At 35.7% G+C, this 21,321-nt stretch carries 16 protein-coding genes; 5 read left to right on the top strand and 11 right to left on the bottom strand.

Features of this window, described 5'->3' with window-relative positions; all coding sequences use genetic code 11:
• Positions 1–140: 140 nt before the first annotated feature.
• On the bottom strand, positions 141–1,607 hold the full coding sequence (rpoN, locus tag C8C87_RS13590; RefSeq protein ID WP_099714193.1) for an RNA polymerase factor sigma-54: 1,467 nt from the start codon (positions 1,605–1,607) through the stop codon (positions 141–143).
• An 80-nt stretch (positions 1,608–1,687) separates the two neighbouring features.
• A complete protein-coding gene (asnS, locus tag C8C87_RS13585) occupies positions 1,688–3,124 on the bottom strand; it encodes an asparagine--tRNA ligase (RefSeq protein WP_121342954.1) in 1,437 nt (478 codons plus the stop codon).
• A gap of 307 nt (positions 3,125–3,431) precedes the next feature.
• Between asnS and C8C87_RS13580 the strand changes: the two genes are divergently transcribed.
• Positions 3,432–3,890 (top strand): RNA methyltransferase, encoded by a 459-nt coding sequence (locus C8C87_RS13580; RefSeq protein ID WP_091166166.1) that lies wholly within the window; start codon positions 3,432–3,434, stop codon positions 3,888–3,890.
• A 129-nt stretch (positions 3,891–4,019) separates the two neighbouring features.
• Here C8C87_RS13580 and C8C87_RS13575 read toward each other — a convergent pair whose 3' ends face one another.
• On the bottom strand, positions 4,020–6,437 hold the full coding sequence (locus C8C87_RS13575) for an RND family transporter (RefSeq protein WP_121342953.1): 2,418 nt from the start codon (positions 6,435–6,437) through the stop codon (positions 4,020–4,022).
• A 198-nt stretch (positions 6,438–6,635) separates the two neighbouring features.
• On the opposite strand from C8C87_RS13575, the gene C8C87_RS13570 reads away from it, so the two are divergent.
• Entirely contained in the window at positions 6,636–8,906 is a 2,271-nt protein-coding gene (locus C8C87_RS13570) for a cation:proton antiporter (protein ID WP_121343383.1), read from the top strand.
• Between the two features lies 1 nt (position 8,907).
• Positions 8,908–9,237 (top strand): multidrug efflux SMR transporter, encoded by a 330-nt coding sequence (locus tag C8C87_RS13565; protein ID WP_121342952.1) that lies wholly within the window; start codon positions 8,908–8,910, stop codon positions 9,235–9,237.
• Here the strand turns inward: C8C87_RS13565 and C8C87_RS13560 are convergent.
• The 4 genes from C8C87_RS13560 to C8C87_RS13545 form a co-directional block, all read right to left on the bottom strand.
• A complete protein-coding gene (locus tag C8C87_RS13560; protein WP_121342951.1) occupies positions 9,234–11,732 on the bottom strand; it encodes a DUF5686 family protein in 2,499 nt (832 codons plus the stop codon). The two genes, C8C87_RS13565 and C8C87_RS13560, sit on opposite strands and share 4 nt — an antisense overlap.
• 116 nt (positions 11,733–11,848) lie before the next feature.
• A complete protein-coding gene (frr, locus tag C8C87_RS13555; protein WP_121342950.1) occupies positions 11,849–12,412 on the bottom strand; it encodes a ribosome recycling factor in 564 nt (187 codons plus the stop codon).
• Positions 12,413–12,493: 81 nt separating this feature from the next.
• Entirely contained in the window at positions 12,494–13,201 is a 708-nt protein-coding gene (gene pyrH, locus C8C87_RS13550) for a UMP kinase (protein ID WP_099714202.1), read from the bottom strand.
• Positions 13,202–13,268: 67 nt separating this feature from the next.
• The gene (locus C8C87_RS13545; protein WP_121343382.1) at positions 13,269–14,048 is read right to left on the bottom strand and encodes a patatin-like phospholipase family protein; all 780 of its coding nucleotides are present in this window, start codon (positions 14,046–14,048) and stop codon (positions 13,269–13,271) included.
• A gap of 105 nt (positions 14,049–14,153) precedes the next feature.
• Here C8C87_RS13545 and C8C87_RS13540 point away from each other — a divergent pair, with 105 nt between their 5' ends.
• Positions 14,154–14,759 carry a thioredoxin family protein gene (locus tag C8C87_RS13540; RefSeq protein ID WP_121342949.1) on the top strand — a complete coding sequence of 202 codons (606 nt, stop codon included), beginning with the start codon at positions 14,154–14,156 and terminating at the stop codon, positions 14,757–14,759.
• A 472-nt stretch (positions 14,760–15,231) separates the two neighbouring features.
• Here the strand turns inward: C8C87_RS13540 and truB are convergent, their stop codons facing one another.
• The 4 genes from truB to C8C87_RS13520 form a co-directional block, all read right to left on the bottom strand.
• On the bottom strand, positions 15,232–15,930 hold the full coding sequence (gene truB / locus C8C87_RS13535) for a tRNA pseudouridine(55) synthase TruB (protein WP_099714204.1): 699 nt from the start codon (positions 15,928–15,930) through the stop codon (positions 15,232–15,234).
• A 6-nt stretch (positions 15,931–15,936) separates the two neighbouring features.
• Positions 15,937–16,758, bottom strand: coding sequence for an undecaprenyl-diphosphate phosphatase (locus C8C87_RS13530; RefSeq protein ID WP_121342948.1), 822 nt, complete (start codon positions 16,756–16,758; stop codon positions 15,937–15,939).
• An 82-nt stretch (positions 16,759–16,840) separates the two neighbouring features.
• Complete coding sequence (locus C8C87_RS13525) at positions 16,841–17,080, bottom strand: DUF3098 domain-containing protein (protein ID WP_099714206.1); 240 nt, start codon at positions 17,078–17,080, stop codon at positions 16,841–16,843.
• Positions 17,081–17,141: 61 nt separating this feature from the next.
• On the bottom strand, positions 17,142–18,017 hold the full coding sequence (locus tag C8C87_RS13520) for an ABC transporter permease (RefSeq protein WP_121342947.1): 876 nt from the start codon (positions 18,015–18,017) through the stop codon (positions 17,142–17,144).
• Positions 18,018–18,240: 223 nt separating this feature from the next.
• On the opposite strand from C8C87_RS13520, the gene leuS reads away from it, so the two are divergent.
• Positions 18,241–21,102, top strand: a complete 2,862-nt coding sequence (leuS, locus tag C8C87_RS13515) for a leucine--tRNA ligase (RefSeq protein ID WP_121343381.1) — start codon at positions 18,241–18,243, stop codon at positions 21,100–21,102.
• Positions 21,103–21,321: the final 219 nt, after the last annotated feature.

Below are 21,321 nucleotides of genomic sequence, written 5' to 3'. Positions count from 1 at the left end.
ACAGGATTGAAATATTAAAGTTTTGAAAATTAAAAACCCTTTCAGAGTTTAGAACTCCGAAAGGGTTTGTCTTTTTATAAAATCATTTTTTAGCAACACTAAATCTTAAATCGTTAATCAGCATTCTAAAATCAACATTCTTACATTTTCTTCCTCATTCTCGCTACCGGAATGTCGAGTTGTTCCCTATATTTTGCGATCGTTCTTCTCGCGATTGGATAGCCTTTTTCTTTTAGAATTTCCGCTAATTGATCGTCTGGAAGTGGTTTTTTCTTATCTTCTTCCTCAATGGTATTCTGAAGAATTTTTTTGATTTCTAATGTCGAAACATCTTCACCTTGATCATTTTTCATCGCTTCCGAGAAGAATTCTTTAATCAGTTTCGTGCCATAAGGCGTTTCTACATATTTGCTGTTCGCCACACGTGAAATCGTCGAAATATCAAGACCTACCATATCGGCAATGTCTTTCAGAATCATCGGTTTCAACTTGGTTTCATCACCGTCCAGAAAATATTCTTCCTGATAATGCATAATCGCATTCATGGTTACATAAAGCGTTTCTTGACGTTGGCGTATTGCATCGATAAACCATTTAGCCGAATCCAGTTTTTGTTTGATAAACTGCACTGCATCTTTTTGCTGCGCCGATTTATCTCTGGAATCCTTGTAGGTTTGCATCATTTCCTGATAATCTTTGGAAACGTGCAGGGAAGGAGCATTTCGCCCGTTTAAGGTCAGTTCCAGTTCGCCATCCACAATTCTGATGGCAAAATCAGGAACTACATTTTCCGTTACTTTGTTGTTTCCGGTAAACGACCCGCCTGGTTTTGGATTCAGTTTTTCTATTTCGTGAATCGCTTTTTTAAGTTGCTCATTCGAAACATTGTATTTTTGTAACAGCTTGTCGTAATGTTTTTTGGTAAACGCATCAAACTGATTTTCGATAATATCAGTGGCTAGCTCTACGTATTCCGTTGGTGTTTTGTGTTTCAATTGCAACAACAAACATTCTTGCAAATCGCGCGCTCCCACACCGGATGGTTCCAGTTCATGAATCACCTGCAGCATTTTCTCCACCATTTTTTCATCGGTGTAAATCCCTTGGGTAAACGCCATGTCGTCCACCATATCAGGAACACTTCTGCGGATATAACCCATATCATCGATACTTCCTACCAGAAATTCAGCAATTTCACGCTCTTCATCATTCAGGATAAAGGTGTTCAGCTGATTGATTAAATCCTGATGAAAACTTACTGGCGCTGCAAAAGGCGTTTCGCGATCTTCATCGTCGTCACTGTAATTGTTGGCCTGTGTTTTATAATCCGGAGTTTCGTCGTTGCTTAAATATTCGTCAATGTTGATGTCTTCGGCTTCAATTCTATCTGATTCCGAATCATCATAATCGTCATAATCTTCGTTTTCGAACTCGTCCTTTTCATATTCATCTTCTTCTTTTCCGGCTTCTAAAGCTGGATTTTCGTTCATTTCTTCCAATAAACGTTGTTCGAAAGCTTGCGTAGGCAATTGAATTAACTTCATCAACTGAATTTGTTGAGGAGATAATTTCTGTGATAATTTTAAATTTAAGAATTGCTTTAGCATTAAGTTTAATCGTTTATTTGTTTAATCGTTTATTCGGGATGATCGGTTAAACAAATAAACGATTAACCGAATAAACCTTTTTAGAATTCCGCATTCATTGGTGTTCTAGGGAAAGGAATTACGTCACGAATGTTTGTCATTCCTGTTACAAATAATACCAATCTTTCGAATCCAAGTCCAAAACCAGAGTGAACCGCTGAACCGAATCTTCGGGTATCAAGATACCACCATAATTCTTCTTCATCAATTCCTAAGGCTTTCATTTTTTCAACCAAAACATCAAAACGTTCTTCTCTTTGAGAACCTCCCACGATTTCTCCAATTCCTGGGAAAAGGATATCCATCGCGCGAACTGTTTTTCCGTCTTCGTTCAAACGCATGTAAAATGCTTTGATATTTGCCGGGTAATCAAACAAGATTACCGGGCATTTAAAGTGTTTCTCCACCAAATAACGTTCGTGTTCTGATTGTAAATCTGCACCCCATTCGTTGATGATATAGTTGAATTTTTTCTTTCTATTTGGCGTACAATCTCTTAAAATATCAATTGCTTCGGTGTATGAAACACGTTTGAAATTGTTTTCCAAAACAAAGTTTAGTTTGTCAAGCAAAGCCATTTCGCTTCTCTCTGCAACCGGTTTTGATTTTTCTTCGTCCAATAATCGTGTTTCCAAGAATTTCAAATCCTCCGGACATTTGTCCATTGTGTATTTGATTACATACTGAATAAAGTCTTCGGCCAAATCCATGTTGTCATTCAAATCATTGAACGCCACTTCCGGCTCAATCATCCAAAATTCCGCAAGGTGACGAGAAGTATTCGAGTTTTCGGCTCTAAATGTTGGTCCAAAAGTATAAATCTGACCCAAAGCCATCGCAAAAGTCTCTCCTTCCAGTTGTCCCGAAACCGTTAGGTTCGTTTCTTTTCCGAAGAAATCTTCTTTATAATTCACTTTTCCGTCTTCGGTTCTTGGTGTTCCGTCAAATGGCAAAGCGGTAACTTTAAACATTTCACCGGCACCTTCAGCATCCGATCCCGTGATGATTGGCGTATTTACATACACAAAACCTTTCTCTTGAAAATAACTATGAACCGCATACGATAATACTGAACGCACTCTCATAATCGCTCCAAACATATTAGTACGAACTCTTAAATGCGCATTTTCACGCAAGAAATCCAAGCTCGGTTTATTTTTTGGTTGTATCGGGAATTTCTCCGCATCTGAATCTCCTAGGATTTCTAGTTTAGCTACCTGAATTTCAAATTTCTGTCCGGCACCTTTACTTTCTACCAAAGTTCCTGTAACCGAAATCGCTGCTCCAGTCGTAATTCTCTTTAAAGTTTCGTCAGGTGTGTTCTCAAAATCGACAACACATTGTATATTATCAATGGTCGAACCATCGTTTAAGGCAATAAATTGATTGTTTCTAAAAGTTCTCACCCATCCTTTTGCATTTACTTCATGAAGCGTTGTTGTGCTGTTTAGTAAGTCTTTAACTTTTGTATGTCTCATTTTATGTATATAATTGATATTAAAAATTGTCTTGTAACTGAACTGCAAATATAAATGATTTGTTTGAAAAGTCATTGTAAGAAATAGGGTAATCAGGAGCTATTTCCCGCTATTCGCTATATCTTTTACTTTTTAAAGAAAAAAGTAAAAGGATGCCGCTGCTATCGGGGCTAGGTTATAGTGGAATTTTAGGTTTTCAAGTAAAAAAGAAGCTGTCCCAATAAAAAACGACACGATGAACGAAAGACAGCACGCATAAATATTTTAAAAACTTGACAAACCTAGTAACAGTTTGTATTTTTGCCCTATGAACGACAATTTTGTAACAGAGTATTTTGGTATTGGAATTCAAAACGGTAAAACTCCTGAGAACTTGGGTGTATTATGGCGCACAGCACAAAATCTTGGTGCAAGTTATATTTTTACAATTGGTAATCGCTACGCCAAGCAGGCTTGCGATACGCACAATGCTGTAAAGTCCATCCCTTATTTTCATTATGAGTCATTTGAGGATTTCTATAAAAACTTGCCTAAAGGCGCGCGGTTAGTAGGTGTCGAATTAGATGAAAACGCAACTGATTTAGAGACTTTTGAACATCCAAGACGATGCGTATATCTATTGGGCGCTGAGGATAACGGACTATCAAAAGCAGCCATTGCCAAATGTCATTACCTCGTAAAATTCAAATCCGAAAAAAGTTTAAATGTATCAGTCGCAGGAAGCATAGTCCTTTACGATCGAGGACTTAATAAACCCAGATCATAAAAAAAGCTGTTTTTATGTCTTATTTTATATCTACTTTAGAACAAATTCTGTCAGGGTTTTGAATCCTGACAGTATTGAAAAAGATTGTAGTGTAGCGGGAACGAACGAAGTAAACAGCGTCTAATTTTCTTATTTATTTTTTTCGAAATTGTCAATCTCCTCATCGGTATGTTCGATGATGTCAATTTTAGGCTCGATGAATTCCTGTTCGTTTGCCAATGTTTTATTCAACGTCAATACCAAAGCCGGCAGTAACATCAAATTCGACAGCATTCCGAATAATAAGGTCAACGAAATCAATCCACCAAGAGCGATTGTTCCTCCAAAACTGGACAACATAAATACCGAAAACCCGAAAAATAACACGATAGAAGTATAAAACATGCTCAAACCGGCATCTGTAAATGTGGCGTAAACCGACTTGCGGATTTTCCAGTTGTTTTTCTTTAATTCCTCGCGGTATTGCGCCAAAAATCGAATGGTATCATCTACCGAAAGTCCAAACGCAATCCCGAAAACCAAAATCGTTGATGGTTTCAGCGGAATGTCCAGAAAGCCCATAATTCCTGCCGTCAGCAACAAAGGCAATAAATTCGGGATAATAGAAACCAGTACCATTTTGAACGAACGGAACATAAACGCCACCAAAAGGGAGGTTAGGAAAAAGGCAAAAACCAAAGAGGAAAGTAAATTATCCAACAGGTAACCAGTTCCTTTTTGGAAAACCAATGCTTTTCCGGTAATGCTAACGTTGTACTGACTTGGTGGAAAAAGCTTATCTGCTTTTTTACGTATTTCGGCTTCAATTTTAGCAATATTATCACCGTTTTCATCGCGCATAAAAGTTGTGATTCGGGCAAATTGTCCTGTAGAATCGACATAGCTTTTCATTAGATTGTCTTTCGAGTTTTTTGTAGCATTTTTAGCATACGACAAAATAAACGACTGTTCCTGTGACGTCGGCAATTCATAATATTCCGGATTTCCGTTGTAGTATGCTTGCTTGGAATATTTAACCAAATTGACAATAGAAATGGGTTTTGATAATTCCGGGATTTCGTCAATGGTTTCCTCGAGTTCTTCCATTCGCCTCAGCGTAGACAATCTCATGACTCCTTTTTTACGTTTGGTGTCAATCATGATTTCCAGCGGCATAACACCATCAAATTCTTTTTCGAAGAAAACAATATCTTCAAAAAAGGCTTCTTTTTTAGGCATGTCTTCAATCAAACTGCCGGAAATACGCATTTCATAGATTCCGATAATACTAATTACTAAAAGTAGAATTGCAACGACGTAAATCGAAAAGCGATTGTATTTTACGTTTCTCAGAATCCAATCCATGAAAACCTTAACATAATTTCGGTCTAAATGCTCAATGTGACGCTCTTTTGGTGCTGGAATATAACTGTGAAAAATAGGGATAACAATGATACACAAAAAGAAAAGTGCCATGATATTGATGGAAGTTACCACCCCAAATTCTAATAACAATTGATTATTTGAAGCGACAAACGTAGCAAAACCAATAGCTGTGGTAAGATTTGTCATAAGTGTTGCCATTCCCACCTTGGTAGTGACACGCTGTAATGCTTTGGCTTTATTGTGGTGAACTTTGTATTCCTGATGGTATTTATTGGTCAGGAAAATACAATTTGGAATCCCGATAACGATTATTAAAGAAGGAACTAATGCCGTTAAAACCGTGATTTCGTAATTTAATAATCCTAAAAATCCAAAGGACCACATCACGCCGATAATAACAATTACCATTGATATTAAAGTCGCTCTAAAACTTCTGAAAAAGAAGAAGAAAAGCAATGAAGTGACTAATAATGAGGCGCCAATGAAGATGCTTATCTCATCAGTAATGGTTTTTGCATTTAGCGTTCGGATGTAAGGCATTCCCGAAACACGCAGGTCGATTCCGGTTTCTTTTTCGAATGTTTCAACTGCAGGAACTAATTTATCGAGAATAAAATCTTTTCGTGCCGCTGTGTTTACAATTTTCTTATCCATGTAAACCGCAGAGCGAATGCTTCCCGATCTTTTGTTGAAAAGCAATCCTTCGTAAAAAGGCAAATCATTGAAAAGTTCTTTCCTTATTTTTTGAAGATAGGCTGGGTCAACGGTTTTGCTTTGGTCCACAAAAGGAACCAATTCAAAGGTTGCCAACGAATCATTTTTTTGTAATTTCTTTAAATCATTTAATGAAACGACTAAATCAACTGCTTTGTCTCCTTTGAGGGTATTCATCATTTTACTCCAGGAAGCGTATGCTTTTGGGGTAAATATGGCGTCGTCTTTTACACCTATGATGACTAGATTTCCTTCTTCACCAAATTTATTTAAAAAGGCATTGTACTGAATGTTTACAATATTGTCATCCGGTAATAAATTGGCTTCGGTAAAGGTGAAGTGGATATTCTTCCATTGCATTGCTAAAAGAGCTGTTATCGCTACAATAATGGATAACATCAAAATTCTATTTCTAAGGACAATTCGGGCTATTAATTCCCAAAATCCTAAACTAAACCACTTAATCATAATTCATATTTAACGGCGGTAAAGGTAGTCAAAACCGCTATAAATCATTTGTTTTAACTAAAACTTTTTGTTGTTGTATGGGACTGATTATACCGGTTTTTTATTTTACAATTAAATAATTTTGTGGGATATAAATTATACATTTGAATTTCTCATCTTTGTTTTTTTAGAGTTGAGCATGAATACATAAAAATGGATATGAAGAATTATAAAAATACATTGTTTTATTTAGGTGTAACAGGCGGTTTCACTGCATTAATGTATTGGATTATTAGTAAAGGAAAAAAATTAGAAGCAAGTGAAGTTATTGTAACGCCTGAAAGCGGAAACGGTTCTTGGGGTGATTTTATAGCTTCTATGCAACATAATTTTCAGGATCCTTTAGCCATCCTTTTGGCACAAATTATAACGATAATACTTGTTGCCCGAGTTTTTGGTTGGATTTTCAAGAAAATTGGACAACCATCAGTAATCGGGGAGATTATTGCAGGAATTGTTCTTGGACCGTCCTTATTGGGATTGTATTTTCCTGAATTTTCCGGGGCATTATTTCCGGCTGAATCCTTAGGGAATTTAAAGTTTTTGAGTCAGATAGGATTGATACTTTTTATGTTCGTCATAGGAATGGAACTCGATTTGAAAGTGCTGAAAAACAAAGCCAATGAAGCGGTGGTAATCAGTCATGCCAGTATCGTTATCCCTTTTGCACTTGGGATTGGATTGGCTTATTTTGTTTACAATCGATTTGCTCCCGAAGGAGTGAAATTCCTTGCTTTCAGTTTGTTTATGGGAATAGCCTTGAGTATTACCGCTTTCCCGGTTTTGGCAAGAATTGTTCAAGAACGAGGAATTCATAAAACGAAATTAGGTGCCATTGTCATTACGTGCGCCGCTGCCGATGATATTACCGCCTGGTGTATTCTGGCCGTGGTAATTGCAATTGTAAAAGCGGGAACTTTTGTCAGTTCATTATACATTATTATGTTGGCAGTACTTTATGTTGTTGCCATGATTTTTATTGTAAAACCATTTTTGAAAAGAATTGGGGATTTGTATGGTTCAAAAGACACTATAATCAAACCGGTTGTGGCAATCTTTTTCCTGGTACTGATTCTTTCGTCCTATGCTACTGAAGTTATTGGGATTCATGCACTTTTTGGAGCGTTTATGGCGGGAGCTATTATGCCGGATGTTCCAAAATTCAGAACGATATTCATAGAAAAAGTGGAGGATGTTGCGTTAATACTTTTACTGCCTTTGTTTTTTGTTTTCACCGGTTTGAAAACCGAAATTGGCCTTATTAATGATCCTTACTTATGGAAAGTTACCGGTTTTATTATTTTGGTAGCAGTAGTGGGAAAATTTTTAGGAAGCGCTTTGGCAGCCAAATTCGTAGGACAGAATTGGCGAGACAGTTTGACTATTGGCGCCTTGATGAACACCAGAGGATTGATGGAATTGATTGTTTTAAACATCGGTTTAGAACTTAAAGTTTTAACTCCCGAAGTGTTTACAATGATGGTAATCATGGCTTTGGTTACTACTTTTATGACGGGACCTGCTTTGGATTTAATCAATTATATTTTTAAGACTAAAGATGGTGTTGAAATTATAGAACAAACAAACCATAATAAATATCGAATTTTAATTTCATTCGGGAACAACGAAAAAGGAAAATCCTTGTTGCGATTGGCCAATAGTTTAATAAAAAGGCAAAAAAACACTTCCAGTATTACCGTGATGCATTTATCTTTAAGTGATGAGGTGCATACTTTTAACATGGAAGACAAAGAGAAAAATAGTTTTTACCCTATTGTTGAAGAATCTCAACTGCTCAAACAGGATATTACCACCATTTTTAAAGCAACGATGGATATTGAAACCGAGATTGCCGATGTTGCCAATCAAGGGGATTATGATTTACTGCTGATAGGTTTGGGAAAATCAATATTTGAAGGAACCATTCTTGGAAAAGTAATTGGTTTTACAACAAGAATAATCAATCCGGATCGATTGATAGATAAGTTCACCGGAAAAGAAGGCTTGTTTGAAAATTCCCCTTTTGACGAAAGAACCAGACAGATTATTTCTAAAACCAAGATGCCAATAGGGATTTTGATCGATAAAGATTTGCAGCAAGTAAACCATGTTTTTATTCCAATTTTCAGCCCAGAAGATTCCTTTTTGATTGATTATGTGCAAAAATTAATTTACAATAACAATTCTAAAATTATTCTTTTGGATGTAAATGGGCATCTTACGACTAATTTTGTGATGAATAGCGCTATAGATTCTTTGGAACAAAAACATCCAAACAACATTAGTTTGATAACCAATAAAATAATTAAAAAGGAATTTTTGGATCAACAGGATTTAATGTTAATCAGTCTTGAAAGCTGGAAAGAACTCGTTGATTCCAGAAGTACTTGGTTGAGCGGTGTTCCTTCGGTATTAATTATAAAGCATTAACATGAACTGGATTTTATTGATTATAGGCGGTCTTTTTGAAGTGGGTTTCGCGACTTGTTTGGGCAAAGCCAAAGAAAGTTCAGGAATGACATCAACATTATGGTTGGGCGGATTCTTAATATGCTTGGCAATAAGTATGGTGTTGCTTTACAAAGCCACACAAACATTGCCTATTGGAACGGCTTATGCGGTTTGGACAGGAATTGGGGCAGTAGGAACAGTTCTTGTTGGAATTTTTGTATTTAAAGAACCGGCTGATTTCTGGCGAATATTTTTCATTACCACTTTAATCAGTTCGATTATTGGTTTGAAATTCGTTTCGAGCCATTAAAGTCCCAGATTAAGGACGAAACTTATTTTTACCGCAATATTATCTTGAAATTTACTCAGTTGGTTTGGACCGTAACGGTAAAATCCGCCTAATCCCAAGCCGTTATAAATTTGGTTTAGCTCTATTCCAGATTCGAAATAACCTTTGTCCAGCGTTTTGTAATCCAATCCAACATGTTGTTCCGGTTTGCGTAAATTTCCCCAAGCCATTCTGGAAACAAGAACTAAGGAAGGTTTTACTTTTTTGAATAATGTTACGCGGCTAAAACCATGTTTGAATTGAAAATAGGCATATTCACTGGAGAAAAATTCATTGAAAAACATGGTTTCAAAACTGTTTTTTCCTGCAAAAGTGATTCTCTGCATGATGGTTTCTTTGGTAATATTATTAGGAGACGTATTGTATAAATGTGTCAGCGGTACATCACCAAGAGCATAACCGGCTTCGAAAAGTAGACTTGTTTTTTGCCCGTTTAAATATTTCTTTTCATACTCTGTTTTGAAATCAAATTTGCTGAATTCAAAATCATTTTGCATAACCTTAGGCAGGGATTGTGTGTATTGAAAAGTGAATTTCGGGAAACGTTTTTCTACTTCAATTCGTCCCGTAGGCGTTTGCATGTAATCGCTGAATGGATTCCAACGCAAAGAAACCATTGCGGTTGTCATTACATAACTCGAGTATAATTTCTCGTTGAGGTTGAATATATAATTGAATTTTGGTTCTATTGCGGCACGGGAAAGTTCCCAGAAACTTTCTGTTTTCGGAATGATTTTGGTTTCTATAAATGTTTTCCAACTCACATAATTGTAAAATGTACTGATGTTTATCGGTCTTGGATCATAGATTTTGAACGCTTTTTTATCAATTGTAAACACGGTGCTTGCAATTTCCCGAACATCATCGGTGTAAGAAACGCCAATCCAGGAATTAGAAAATTTGCCAACCCGAGTCGCCATTCCCAAATTGTATTTGAAATTCCCATCCTTAGTTCCATAAGCGGTGTAGCCTTCGATTCTGAATTTTTTTGAAAATTGTTCATTGGTGACTCCGCCAATTCCCAATCTGAATCCTTCGTAATTATTATAACTGAATAATTTACGTAAGTCTAAATCGAATTTTCCTATTGGTAAATATCCGTTGATGATTTTTCGACCAAAACGGATGCGGCTTTCAATTCGTTTTTTGGAAGAAATACTGTCCAATGCCAAATACGTTTTTTGGCTTCGACTGTCTAAGCTGTCTTTTCTGTAAGTGTTCCAAAAATGTTCTGGTTTGTTAATTGCATCGTCTTTGATTTCGATGTAAATCGCCGATTTTTTAATTTGTATCGGAATGTTATATTGAATTTCAAAATTATTCGTGTGCGAAAGCAAATAAGTAAAGTCTGAAGCAACTTTTTTTCGTTCTTTAAAATCTTGTTCTACATCGCCATCAAATTGAATCGTTCCGCCAAGAATTTTTATATCGTCATCATTTTTGCCCTTTACAATTTTAAACGTTTTGTCCGTTGGAAACCATAATTTTTCAGTAGGAATGTACTTAAAATCATGAATTCCGCTAATGTCAAGAACGCCTTTTATGCGCATTACCGCTTTGGCAACAGCAAAATTATTTTGGTCAATATAAAGTACACCTTCCAGTCCTGATGCTTTTCTTTTTTTCTTGTTTTTGAAGTAAATCATATAGGTGTTTCTGCCGTCAATGATAAGTGAATCCAAGAGTTTATAGTTGTAATCGTTTAGCGCATCATTGGCAATTGGACTGTTGTATTTGGTTTCAAAAAGTTCGTAACTGGAATCGTAAATAGAGAATGACTGTAAATTGAAAGCAATGATTTCATAAACAGGTTGCTTGAAACCAGCCATTTTGGTACCTAATATCGTTTCTTTTAATGTACTATTGGCAAATTGATATTGTGACACTTTTTCGGTTTGAAAAAGATGCTGTTGGCGTATGACGTCTTTAAATTTATAATCGGAAGAGTCAATTTTTGAGAATTGTTTCCCAATAGATTTTTGGACAAAAAGTGAATCGATTCTTCCATCAATAGAGTCAGGATTTGCGGTTACAATGAGTTTATTGTAGGATTTAAATTCAAAACTGCGAAGTTTTTTTTGGGGATTGTTGTTATTCTTATTTTCGATTGCCTTCCGGATAATTCCCAAAGCCGGGTTTTCATTTGAAATTTTCACTTCATTCAAATCATCCGTTTTTTGTGAAAGAACGACAACATAATAATTTTTGTTTTTTTCGATGACAATCCTAGCCTTGGTGAAACCAATATAAGAAATATCAAAAGCTGTAAAGGGAATTGCTGTTGCGATACTAAACTTTCCATCTACATCAGAGATGGTATTTAGGCCATTATTTGTAGTAATGGTGGCAAACGGCAACGGCTTGTTGGTTGTAGATTCTTTCACAATGCCATTTACCTGAAATTGCGCCTGTAGCGAAAGCGTTAAAAAAAAGAAGAACAAACACAATTGCTTCATAAATAGGGTTTACTGCAAAACGGGTATAATCTCATTTTGGTATCGCAAAAATAACAATAAAAAAATCCGTCTCGTAAAACTAACGAGACGGATTTTTAATATAATTTGAAAAGGAATTACACCTTCATGATTTCAGCTTCTTTCACCACTAAAAGTTCATCTATTTTTCTGATGAAAGTATTGGTTAAGTTTTGAACTTCTTCTTCAGCACTTTTGCAAATGTCTTCTGATGTTCCTTCTTTTTCTAATTTCTTGATTTCAGTATTAGCATCTTTTCGAGCATTTCGAATCCCCACTTTGGCGTCTTCAGCTTCTACTTTGGCTTGTTTGGCAAGATCGCGTCTTCTTTCCTCAGTTAGTGCGGGAACGCTAATGATAATTACATCACCGTTATTCATTGGATTAAAACCAATGTTGGCAACCATAATTGCTTTTTCAATTACTTGCAGCATATTTTTTTCAAAAGGTTGCAATGTGATTGTTCTGGCATCAGGAACACTAATTTTTGATACTTGAGAAAGTGGTGTCGCAGATCCGTAATAATCTACAAAAACGCTTCCAAGCATTGCCGGAGATGCTTTTCCTGCACGAATATTCAAAAATTCTTTTTCTAAATGCGCAATAGAACCTGTCATAGATTCTTTAGTACTATCTAATATAAATTCAATTTCTTCAGTCATAATTTAGATCTTTGGATTTTTAGATTTTTAGATCTTTAGACTGTCTGACAATCTAAAAGTCTAACAATCTAATTTGTCTATTTATATATTTACTACGGTTCCTATATTTTCTCCATCGCAGATTTTCAATAAGTTTCCTACTTTGTTCATGTCGAAAACTACGATTGGTAATTTATTTTCTTGGCTTAATGTAAATGCAGTCGTGTCCATTACATTCAATCCTTTTTTAAGGACATCTTCAAAAGTAATATGATCAAATTTCACGGCTGAAGCATTTTTCTCCGGATCAGAATCATAGATACCATCAACACGGGTTCCTTTTAGGATTACATCGGCATTGATTTCCACTCCACGTAAAACGGCAGCTGTATCAGTTGTAAAATATGGGTTTCCAGTTCCAGCTCCAAAAATCACAATTCTTCCTTTTTCAAGGTGACGTACTGCTCTTCTCTTGATATAAGGCTCAGCAATCGCTTCAATTTTTAAGGCAGTTTGTAAGCGGGTAAGCATTCCTTTATCTTCCAGTGCGCCTTGTAGAGCCATTCCGTTGATAATTGTAGCCAGCATTCCCATATAATCACCTTGCACTCTGTCCATTCCTGCGCTCGCTCCGGCAACTCCTCTAAAAATATTTCCACCACCTATTACAATGGCTATTTCTACTCCTTTTTCATGAATTTGCTTGATCTCATCGGCATATTCAGCTAATCTTTTTGGGTCAATTCCGTATTGTAAGTCGCCCATTAAAGCTTCTCCACTTAGTTTTAGAAGAATTCTTTTGTATTTCATGTGTGTGTTGAGTTGATTGGTGCAAATATAGAATATTCTTTTTTTTTAAAATAATGTTGCTGAAATTTTATAAATTAAGTTTTTCGTACGATTTTTTGGCGGCTTCATAGCCAATGTTGAAAACAGCATTCATCTTCACTTTATTGGTTTCAAAGGTGCTGTAAAGGCACAAATCCTTTGGCTCGATGACCCAATCACAAATATTGAATTTATGCAGATTTGAATTTGCCGAAAGGATATCAAAGGCTCGTGTAGTTACTGCTTTGATTGAACTTAAATCTTTGGCTTCAATTTTTTGAATCGGACTCACATAAACACCTATTAATGTGTCGCATTGTCCTTGTAAAATATCAGTCGGAAAATGATTCAATATCCCGCCGTCACTGTATATTTTTCCTTTAATTTCATACGGAGACAAAATTCCGGGAAATGCAGAAGAAGCTAAAATTGCATCGATGATCTTTGTTTCCGGACCAAATATTTTTAATTTTCCACGAACCATATCAGTAGCCGTAATTTGAATCGGGATTTTCAAATCACCTAATGTAGCATCCTTAAAAATAGTGTGAAAATAGGATTTGAAGGATTCAGAATCAATTAATCCGGCTTTTTTGAACGTTAAATGCTTCCAGTGAAAAAGGTATATCGATTTGAAAAATTCCAGAATTTCTTCGGGAGTTTTTCCCCAAGCATACATGGCACCAACAATTGAACCTGCGCTTGTTCCTGCCATTTGAGACGGACGAATGTTTTTCTCTTCTAAAAATTTAATAACACCAGCATGGGCTATACCTTTAGAACCGCCGCCGGAAAGTACTAATCCTATCGATTTTGTTTTTAAATCCATCTTTTTTATTTGTGATAAAATTACTCTTTTTGTGGAATTGAAAGTGACATATGTCATATTTATGCTCCAATTTTATGGTAACTTTGTAAAAACAAATAATTCATTATGAAAATTCCAGTAGCTAAAGCGTTGTTTAATAGTCACTCTTATGCGGAGTATAGAAAGCTAGTTTCAGATTTATTACTTGAAGGAAAATCAACAGGTAATGAACAATCGGAAAATTTAACCCATTACACTGAGTTGAATGAAACCCGAATGAATCGTTTGGACAAAACGATGAAAATTACCGATGAAAATAGTCTGAAATTAAAGAGCTTAAAAAACGAATATATTTGGTTAGTAATTTCCGAAGGTTGGTGTGGTGATGCTGCCCAACTCCTGCCAATTATCAATAAAATGGCAATCGATTCCGGTAAAATAGAATTGAAGATTGTTCTGCGTGATGAAAATGAGGAGTTGATGAAGTTGTTTTTGACCAATAAAAAGAAATCAATTCCAATAGTGATTGTCGTAGAGAAAGCAACAGGAAGTGTTCTTGGAAAGTGGGGACCAAGACCCATAGGCGCAACCAATTTAATCACGGATTATAAAAAAGAATTTGGGGTTATTGATGAAACGGCAAAAACCAACTTGCAATTGTGGTATTTGCATGATAAAGGAATCAGTACCCAAAATGAGTTGGTTAACTTGATGCTTGATTTGGAACAATAGAATTTTAAAAGCGGCAATATTCATAACTTTGGATGCATTATAAATGCCGAAAAATGCTTTAGTATAGAGCAAGAAATCATTGTTTTCAAGCAAAATTTTCAATGCAAAGTCACCTGAGGTTCAGTATTTATTGGGGTAAAATAATTAAGTTTATTTTTTGTTAATTTTTTTGTGTATCGAAAAAAAATTTGTAAATTGGTGACTGCCAACCAGGTCTATTGTTAATTTACTTTTTTAATGGTGTTTAAATATTGTTTCACAACTTAAAAAACATCATCATGAAAAATCGATTTGAAAAGTTTTATGATTATTTGTCACATTTACTATTTGGGGGTAAAAAAGCAACTAATTATTAAGCAATCGGCGTGAGCCTAGACAAAAGAGTATGGATTAAAACTACTTTAACTTTAGAAAAAACACATCGCAAATTCAATTTTAATATTGGATTTGTCATGTGTTTTTGCTTTTGGTATTATTCTGAAGTAAGACTATCCTCAAATAAAGTAACGTCCATTGCATCTGCCACATTATAATCTCCAATTTTTGTTCGGCGCAAAACGGTTAAGTGGGAGCCTGAATTCATGGCTTTTCCAAAATCAAAAGCCAGGGAACGAATGTAAGTTCCTTTGCTGCAAACGACTCTGAAATCTATTTCCGGAAGTGCAATTCGAGTGATTTCAAATTCGTGAATGGTTGTTTTTCTGCTCGCAATTTCTATTGTTTCTCCAGCGCGAGCATGTTCGTATAAGCGTACGCCATCTTTTTTTATAGCCGAAAAAATGGGTGGTTTCTGGTCTATTTCTCCTAAAAACTGTTTTACGGTTTCTTGAATTAAAGCTTCGTCAATATGTTCTGTTGGGAAAGTTTGGTCGATTTCGGTTTCTAAATCATAGGAAGGCGTTGTGGCTCCAATATAGAACGTTCCTGTATATTCTTTGGCTTGACCTTGAAGCTCGGTGATTCTTTTGGTGAATTTTCCGGTACAAACTAACAATAATCCGCTTGCCAAAGGATCTAAAGTTCCGGCATGACCAATCTTGAATTTTTTTGGAAGATTAACTTTACTGATTAAAGCCCATTTCATTTTATTTACCGCCTGAAAAGAAGTCCAATTCAAGGGTTTGTCAATGAGTAAAATTTGTCCGTTTTGGAAATCTTCGGCTGTTTTCAATGGGAATTATTTTAAGTATGAAAAATAGATCAATAAAAAAATACCTACCATTATTCGGTACCATCCCCAAGGTTTGAAACCGTATTTTTTGATGATTTCAATGAAGAATTTAATGGCAATAACGGCAACAATAAAAGCAACAACATTTCCTATTAAGAACAATTGTATGTTTTCGTTTGACTTTAAAATCAATTCGTAGCCTTTCATTTGTGACGTTTCGTAGGTTTTCAAGAATACAGAGTAGCATGTTACTGCCATCATCGTTGGAACCGCTAAAAAGAAGGAGAATTCTGCTGCAGCATGACGCGTTAATCCTTGTTGCATACCACCAATTATAGAAGCAGCAGAACGACTTGTTCCGGGCATCATCGCTAAACATTGCCAAAAACCAATAGTTACTGCTTTTTTAATGGTAATGTCCTCTTCCTGAAGAACCGTTGGACTTTGAAAACGACTGTCTATAAATAATAAAATGATTCCGCCTAAAATTAATACAATCGCAATAGGAATAGGGTCTCCAAGAACCGCTTCAATCTTGTCATCGAATAATTTCCCTAAAACCAAAGCTGGAATTACGGCGCAAATAAGTTTTATGTAAAAATTGATGGCAACACTTTTTGAAGAGAAATCGAAAAATTTCTTCCAATACAAAGCGACAACGGCCAGAATGGCTCCAAATTGAATCGAAACCTGGAATAGTTTCACAAAATCATCTTCTTGAATTCCAAAATATGAACTTAGAAAAACCATGTGAGCTGTTGAAGAAACAGGAAGATATTCTGTTAATCCTTCGATAACAGCAATTAAAAATGCTTGTAATGTATTCATTATATAGTGATCGGTGTTCAGTTTTTAGTGTTCAGTTGATATAGTTTGCTTTATACTGCAACTTATTACTAGTCACTGTTTACTATTTTTTTGGATTCTTAAGGATGGCATAAACGGTAATTCCAAAACCGATTAAAACGGTAGTTGGCGCCAATCGAATTCTTCTGAAATTGAAGATGTCTTCATTGAAAACATTTGGGTCATCACTTCCTCCGCCAGCCATTAGAATAAATCCTAAGGCAATTACTCCAATTCCAAGTAATAGAATTTTATAATTTATTTTGTCAAAAAGAAATTCTGGTTGCTGTTCGTTATTTTTCATTTATGCTGAATTTAGTTCAGCATCTAAAAATGCTGAATGATAATGCTTTTTTTATCTACAATTAATAAAGGTCGTCCGTTCTTAAATTCAAGAAACGTTGTGTTGCAAAATACGTGCTTAACCAGGTAATCAATATTCCAATTCCTAAAACAGCTAATAATACCAATGCAATTAAAGCTTTATCGTCAAGTATACCAAGATTTGGAAAATTAGTTTGAACGTAAATCAAAACGCCAATTAATGCAATAATTGCAAGTCCTGCGCCAATCATTCCCAGTTTTATACTTCTTACCACAAATGGTTTTCTGATAAAAGCTTTGGTTGCGCCTACCATTTGCATGGTTTTAATTATAAATCGGTTGGAATGTATCGATAAACGCAATGAACTATTGATTAATAATACAGCAATCACGGCCAAAAATCCGCTGATTACTAGAATCCACATACTTACTTTTTTGATGTTGTCATTCACTAGATTCACTAATTGCTTGTCATACACAATATCCGAAACCATAGCGTTTTTGCGCAAGCGGGTTTCTATTTTTGCAATACTGTCCTTGATTACATAATCGGCTTTCAGGTGAATATCGTAAGAGTTTTGAAGTGGATTTTCACCAAGAAATTCCATGAAATCTTCTCCAATAATATCCGTATGTTGTTTTGCGGCAGATTCTTTGGTTACATAATCGTATGATTTTGCAAAACGGCTCGATTTTAATTCAGTTCCAAAAGCCTTTAAAATACTGTCGTTAGCTTCGTTCTTGAAAAAAACGGTCATGGCAATATTTTCTTTGAAATCGTCAGCCAGTTTTTTAGAATTTATGATAAAAAGACCCAATACACCCAATAAAAATAAAACTAAGAATACACTTAGCACTACTGAAAAATAAGAGGAAATTAATCTGCGTTTTTGAAATTTATCAAAGGAAGAACTCATAGTTTACTGAAATTATTGGGTAAAAATAATAAAGAATTTCTTTATTTAAAGTTAATAACGCTCAAAGTTTCAACTTTCGTACAATAAACGTAAATTTGGCACCTTGAAATAATCATTTCTCCAAAAACAATACAGCAACTTAGTAACCGAGTTACTTTGAATCTTATAATATGACTTGAGTGTGCGACAGCATGGCTCCATTAAAAAAATAATAAAAAAAGGAATGAAATACAATCCGAACGAAATAGAGGCCAAATGGCAGAAATATTGGTTAGAAAACGCAACGTTTAAAGCCGAAAATAACTCAGAAAAACCTAAATATTACGTACTTGATATGTTTCCTTATCCATCTGGAGCGGGATTACACGTTGGTCATCCGCTGGGATATATCGCCTCTGATGTGTATTCAAGATACAAAAGACACCAAGGTTTTAATGTGTTGCACCCAATGGGCTATGACAGTTTTGGATTGCCTGCGGAACAATATGCGATACAAACGGGGCAACGTCCTGAAGATACTACTTCGGTAAATATTGACGGTGGAACTGATAAAGAAGGAAATAAAATTGCGGGTTACAGAAAGCAATTAGACAAAATTGGATTTTCTTTTGATTGGAGTAGAGAAGTCCGTACTTCAAATCCCGATTATTACAAACATACACAATGGATTTTCATCCAATTATTCAATTCTTGGTACAATAAAAACAGCGATAAAGCCGAAGATATTTCGACTTTGGTTTCCATTTTTTCAACAGAAGGAAATGCTAATGTCAATGCGGTTTGCGATGAAAATATAGAAGCTTTTTCAGCAAATGAATGGAGCGCTTTCGCAAAAGAACAGCAGGAGAAAATTTTGCTGCAATACAGATTGACGTATTTAGCCGAGACTGAGGTGAACTGGTGTCCTGGGTTAGGAACCGTTTTGGCTAATGACGAAATCGTAAATGGTGTTTCAGAACGTGGTGGTTTTACGGTTGTTCGTAAAAAAATGACGCAATGGAGCATGCGAATTTCGGCTTATGCAGAACGTTTGTTACAAGGATTAAACGATATTGATTGGAGTGAAAGCATCAAAGAAAGTCAAAGAAACTGGATTGGAAAATCCGTTGGAGCAACGGTGGAATTCAATGTTCAGAATTCAGAAGCTAAAATTGCGGTTTTCACAACGCGTCCCGATACAATTTTTGGAGTTACGTTCATGACATTGGCTCCGGAACACGAATTAGTTTCTCAAATTACAACTGCAGAACAAAAAGCAGAAGTAGATGCTTATATAGAAAAAACGTCAAAACGTTCCGAAAGAGAACGTATGGCTGATGTAAAAACCATTTCAGGTGTGTTTACGGGTGCTTATGCTGAACATCCGTTTACCAAAGAACCAATTCCGGTTTGGATTGGCGATTATGTTTTGGCGGGTTACGGAACAGGCGCGGTTATGGCAGTTCCTTGTGGCGACGAAAGAGATTATGCTTTTGCGAATTTCTTCAAAGGTCAAAACGGAATGCAGGAAATCAAAAACATTTTTGATAAAGATATATCTGAAGCTGCTTTTGGAGCAAAAGAAGGTTTTCAATTGGTAGATTCTGATTTTCTAAATGGATTAGATTACAAAAAAGGAACTCAAAAAGTAATTGAGGAATTAGAAAAAATAAACCAAGGAAAAGGAAAAACGAATTACCGTTTGCGTGATGCTGTTTTCTCTCGCCAGCGGTATTGGGGAGAACCGTTTCCAGTATATTATGTGAATGGCTTGCCGCAAATGATTGATGCCCAACATTTGCCAATCATCTTGCCGGAAGTAGAAAAATATTTGCCAACTGAAGACGGTTTACCGCCTTTAGGAAATGCAACTACGTGGGCTTGGGATAGTGTTCAGTGTTCAGTTGTTAGTACTCAGTTAGTAGATAATGTGACAATATTTCCTTTAGAATTGAACACGATGCCAGGTTGGGCGGGAAGTTCATGGTATTGGATGCGTTATATGGATGCGCATAACGAGAATGAATTTGCAAGCAAAGATGCTTTGGCATATTGGGAAAGTGTGGATTTATACATTGGCGGAAGCGAACATGCAACCGGACACTTATTGTATTCCCGTTTTTGGAACAAATTCCTAAAAGACAAAGGTTTTGCGCCAACCGAAGAACCATTCAAAAAACTGATTAATCAGGGAATGATTTTGGGGATGAGTGCGTTTGTTTATAGATTAGACGGGACTAATACGTATGTTTCTAAAAATAAAATCGATGGACAAAAAGTCCAGCCTATTCATGTGGATGTTGCAATGGTTAATACTTCAGATGAATTAGATATTGAAAAGTTCAAAAACTGGAGAGAGGATTATGCTGATGCTGTCTTTATAACTGAAGAAAACGGGAAATACATTGTAGGTCGCGAAATCGAAAAAATGTCGAAATCCAAATACAATGTAGTAACTCCAGATGATATTTGTACAGAATACGGAGCCGATACGTTGCGTTTGTATGAAATGTTCTTAGGACCATTGGAACAAGCAAAACCTTGGAACACGGCAGGAATTTCTGGAGTTTTTGGTTTCTTGAAAAAACTATGTCGTTTGTATTTTGATGATAATGGTTTGATTGTAACCAATGATGAACCAACCAAAGACAACTTAAAGTCATTACACAAAACTATCAAGAAAGTAGCGGAAGATATTGAAGGTTTCTCTTTTAATACATCGGTTTCTCAGTTTATGATTTGTGTGAATGAATTGTCTACTCAAAACTGTCATTCACGTGCAATTTTGGAACCGTTAGCAATTGTGATTTCGCCGTATGCACCACACATCGCAGAAGAATTATGGTCGTTATTAGGAAATACAGGTTCAATTGCGACGGTTGATTTTCCAATATTCGAACCTGCACATTTGGTAGAAAGCAGCAAAGAATATCCGGTTTCTTTCAACGGAAAAATGCGTTTCACAATGGTTTTACCTTTGGATTTAACCAAGGAACAAATCGAGGAAATTGTAATGAACGACGAAAGAACTATCAAACAATTAGAAGGAAAAACGCCAAACAAGGTGATTATTGTTCCGGGAAAAATTATCAATTTGGTGGGGTAAATACAGAACGTCATATTGTAGAGACGCACTGCAGTGCGTCTCTACGGTGCGTCTCTACAAAATATATTAAAATCCAAATTCCAAAATCATTTTTGGGATTTGGATTTTTTTTTAAATTTATTAAAATCCTTGCCAATCAGTTTAATCGGTGTAATCCGTGTTCCATTTCAAGAATGCCAAATTGACATTGTAAAAAATTGGTTCAGATTTTGATGATTC

The organism is Flavobacterium sp. 120, assembly GCF_003633605.1.
GTDB classification, from domain to species: domain Bacteria; phylum Bacteroidota; class Bacteroidia; order Flavobacteriales; family Flavobacteriaceae; genus Flavobacterium; species Flavobacterium algoritolerans.
The sequence above is the reverse complement of the archived record's forward strand: the minus strand, read 5'-3'. Positions and strand labels throughout refer to the sequence as shown.

What these genes read in the sequence shown, in the direction of transcription:
- rpoN (WP_099714193.1), bottom strand. Translation starts at nt 1,607, where the DNA reads ATGCTAAAGCAATTCTTAAATTTAAAATTATCACAGAAATTATCTCCT.
- asnS (WP_121342954.1), bottom strand. Translation starts at nt 3,124, where the DNA reads ATGAGACATACAAAAGTTAAAGACTTACTAAACAGCACAACAACGCTT.
- C8C87_RS13580 (WP_091166166.1), top strand. Translation starts at nt 3,432, where the DNA reads ATGAACGACAATTTTGTAACAGAGTATTTTGGTATTGGAATTCAAAAC.
- C8C87_RS13575 (WP_121342953.1), bottom strand. Translation starts at nt 6,437, where the DNA reads ATGATTAAGTGGTTTAGTTTAGGATTTTGGGAATTAATAGCCCGAATT.
- C8C87_RS13570 (WP_121343383.1), top strand. Translation starts at nt 6,636, where the DNA reads ATGAAGAATTATAAAAATACATTGTTTTATTTAGGTGTAACAGGCGGT.
- C8C87_RS13565 (WP_121342952.1), top strand. Translation starts at nt 8,908, where the DNA reads ATGAACTGGATTTTATTGATTATAGGCGGTCTTTTTGAAGTGGGTTTC.
- C8C87_RS13560 (WP_121342951.1), bottom strand. Translation starts at nt 11,732, where the DNA reads ATGAAGCAATTGTGTTTGTTCTTCTTTTTTTTAACGCTTTCGCTACAG.
- frr (WP_121342950.1), bottom strand. Translation starts at nt 12,412, where the DNA reads ATGACTGAAGAAATTGAATTTATATTAGATAGTACTAAAGAATCTATG.
- pyrH (WP_099714202.1), bottom strand. Translation starts at nt 13,201, where the DNA reads ATGAAATACAAAAGAATTCTTCTAAAACTAAGTGGAGAAGCTTTAATG.
- C8C87_RS13545 (WP_121343382.1), bottom strand. Translation starts at nt 14,048, where the DNA reads ATGGATTTAAAAACAAAATCGATAGGATTAGTACTTTCCGGCGGCGGT.
- C8C87_RS13540 (WP_121342949.1), top strand. Translation starts at nt 14,154, where the DNA reads ATGAAAATTCCAGTAGCTAAAGCGTTGTTTAATAGTCACTCTTATGCG.
- C8C87_RS13530 (WP_121342948.1), bottom strand. Translation starts at nt 16,758, where the DNA reads ATGAATACATTACAAGCATTTTTAATTGCTGTTATCGAAGGATTAACA.
- C8C87_RS13525 (WP_099714206.1), bottom strand. Translation starts at nt 17,080, where the DNA reads ATGAAAAATAACGAACAGCAACCAGAATTTCTTTTTGACAAAATAAAT.
- C8C87_RS13520 (WP_121342947.1), bottom strand. Translation starts at nt 18,017, where the DNA reads ATGAGTTCTTCCTTTGATAAATTTCAAAAACGCAGATTAATTTCCTCT.
- leuS (WP_121343381.1), top strand. Translation starts at nt 18,241, where the DNA reads ATGAAATACAATCCGAACGAAATAGAGGCCAAATGGCAGAAATATTGG.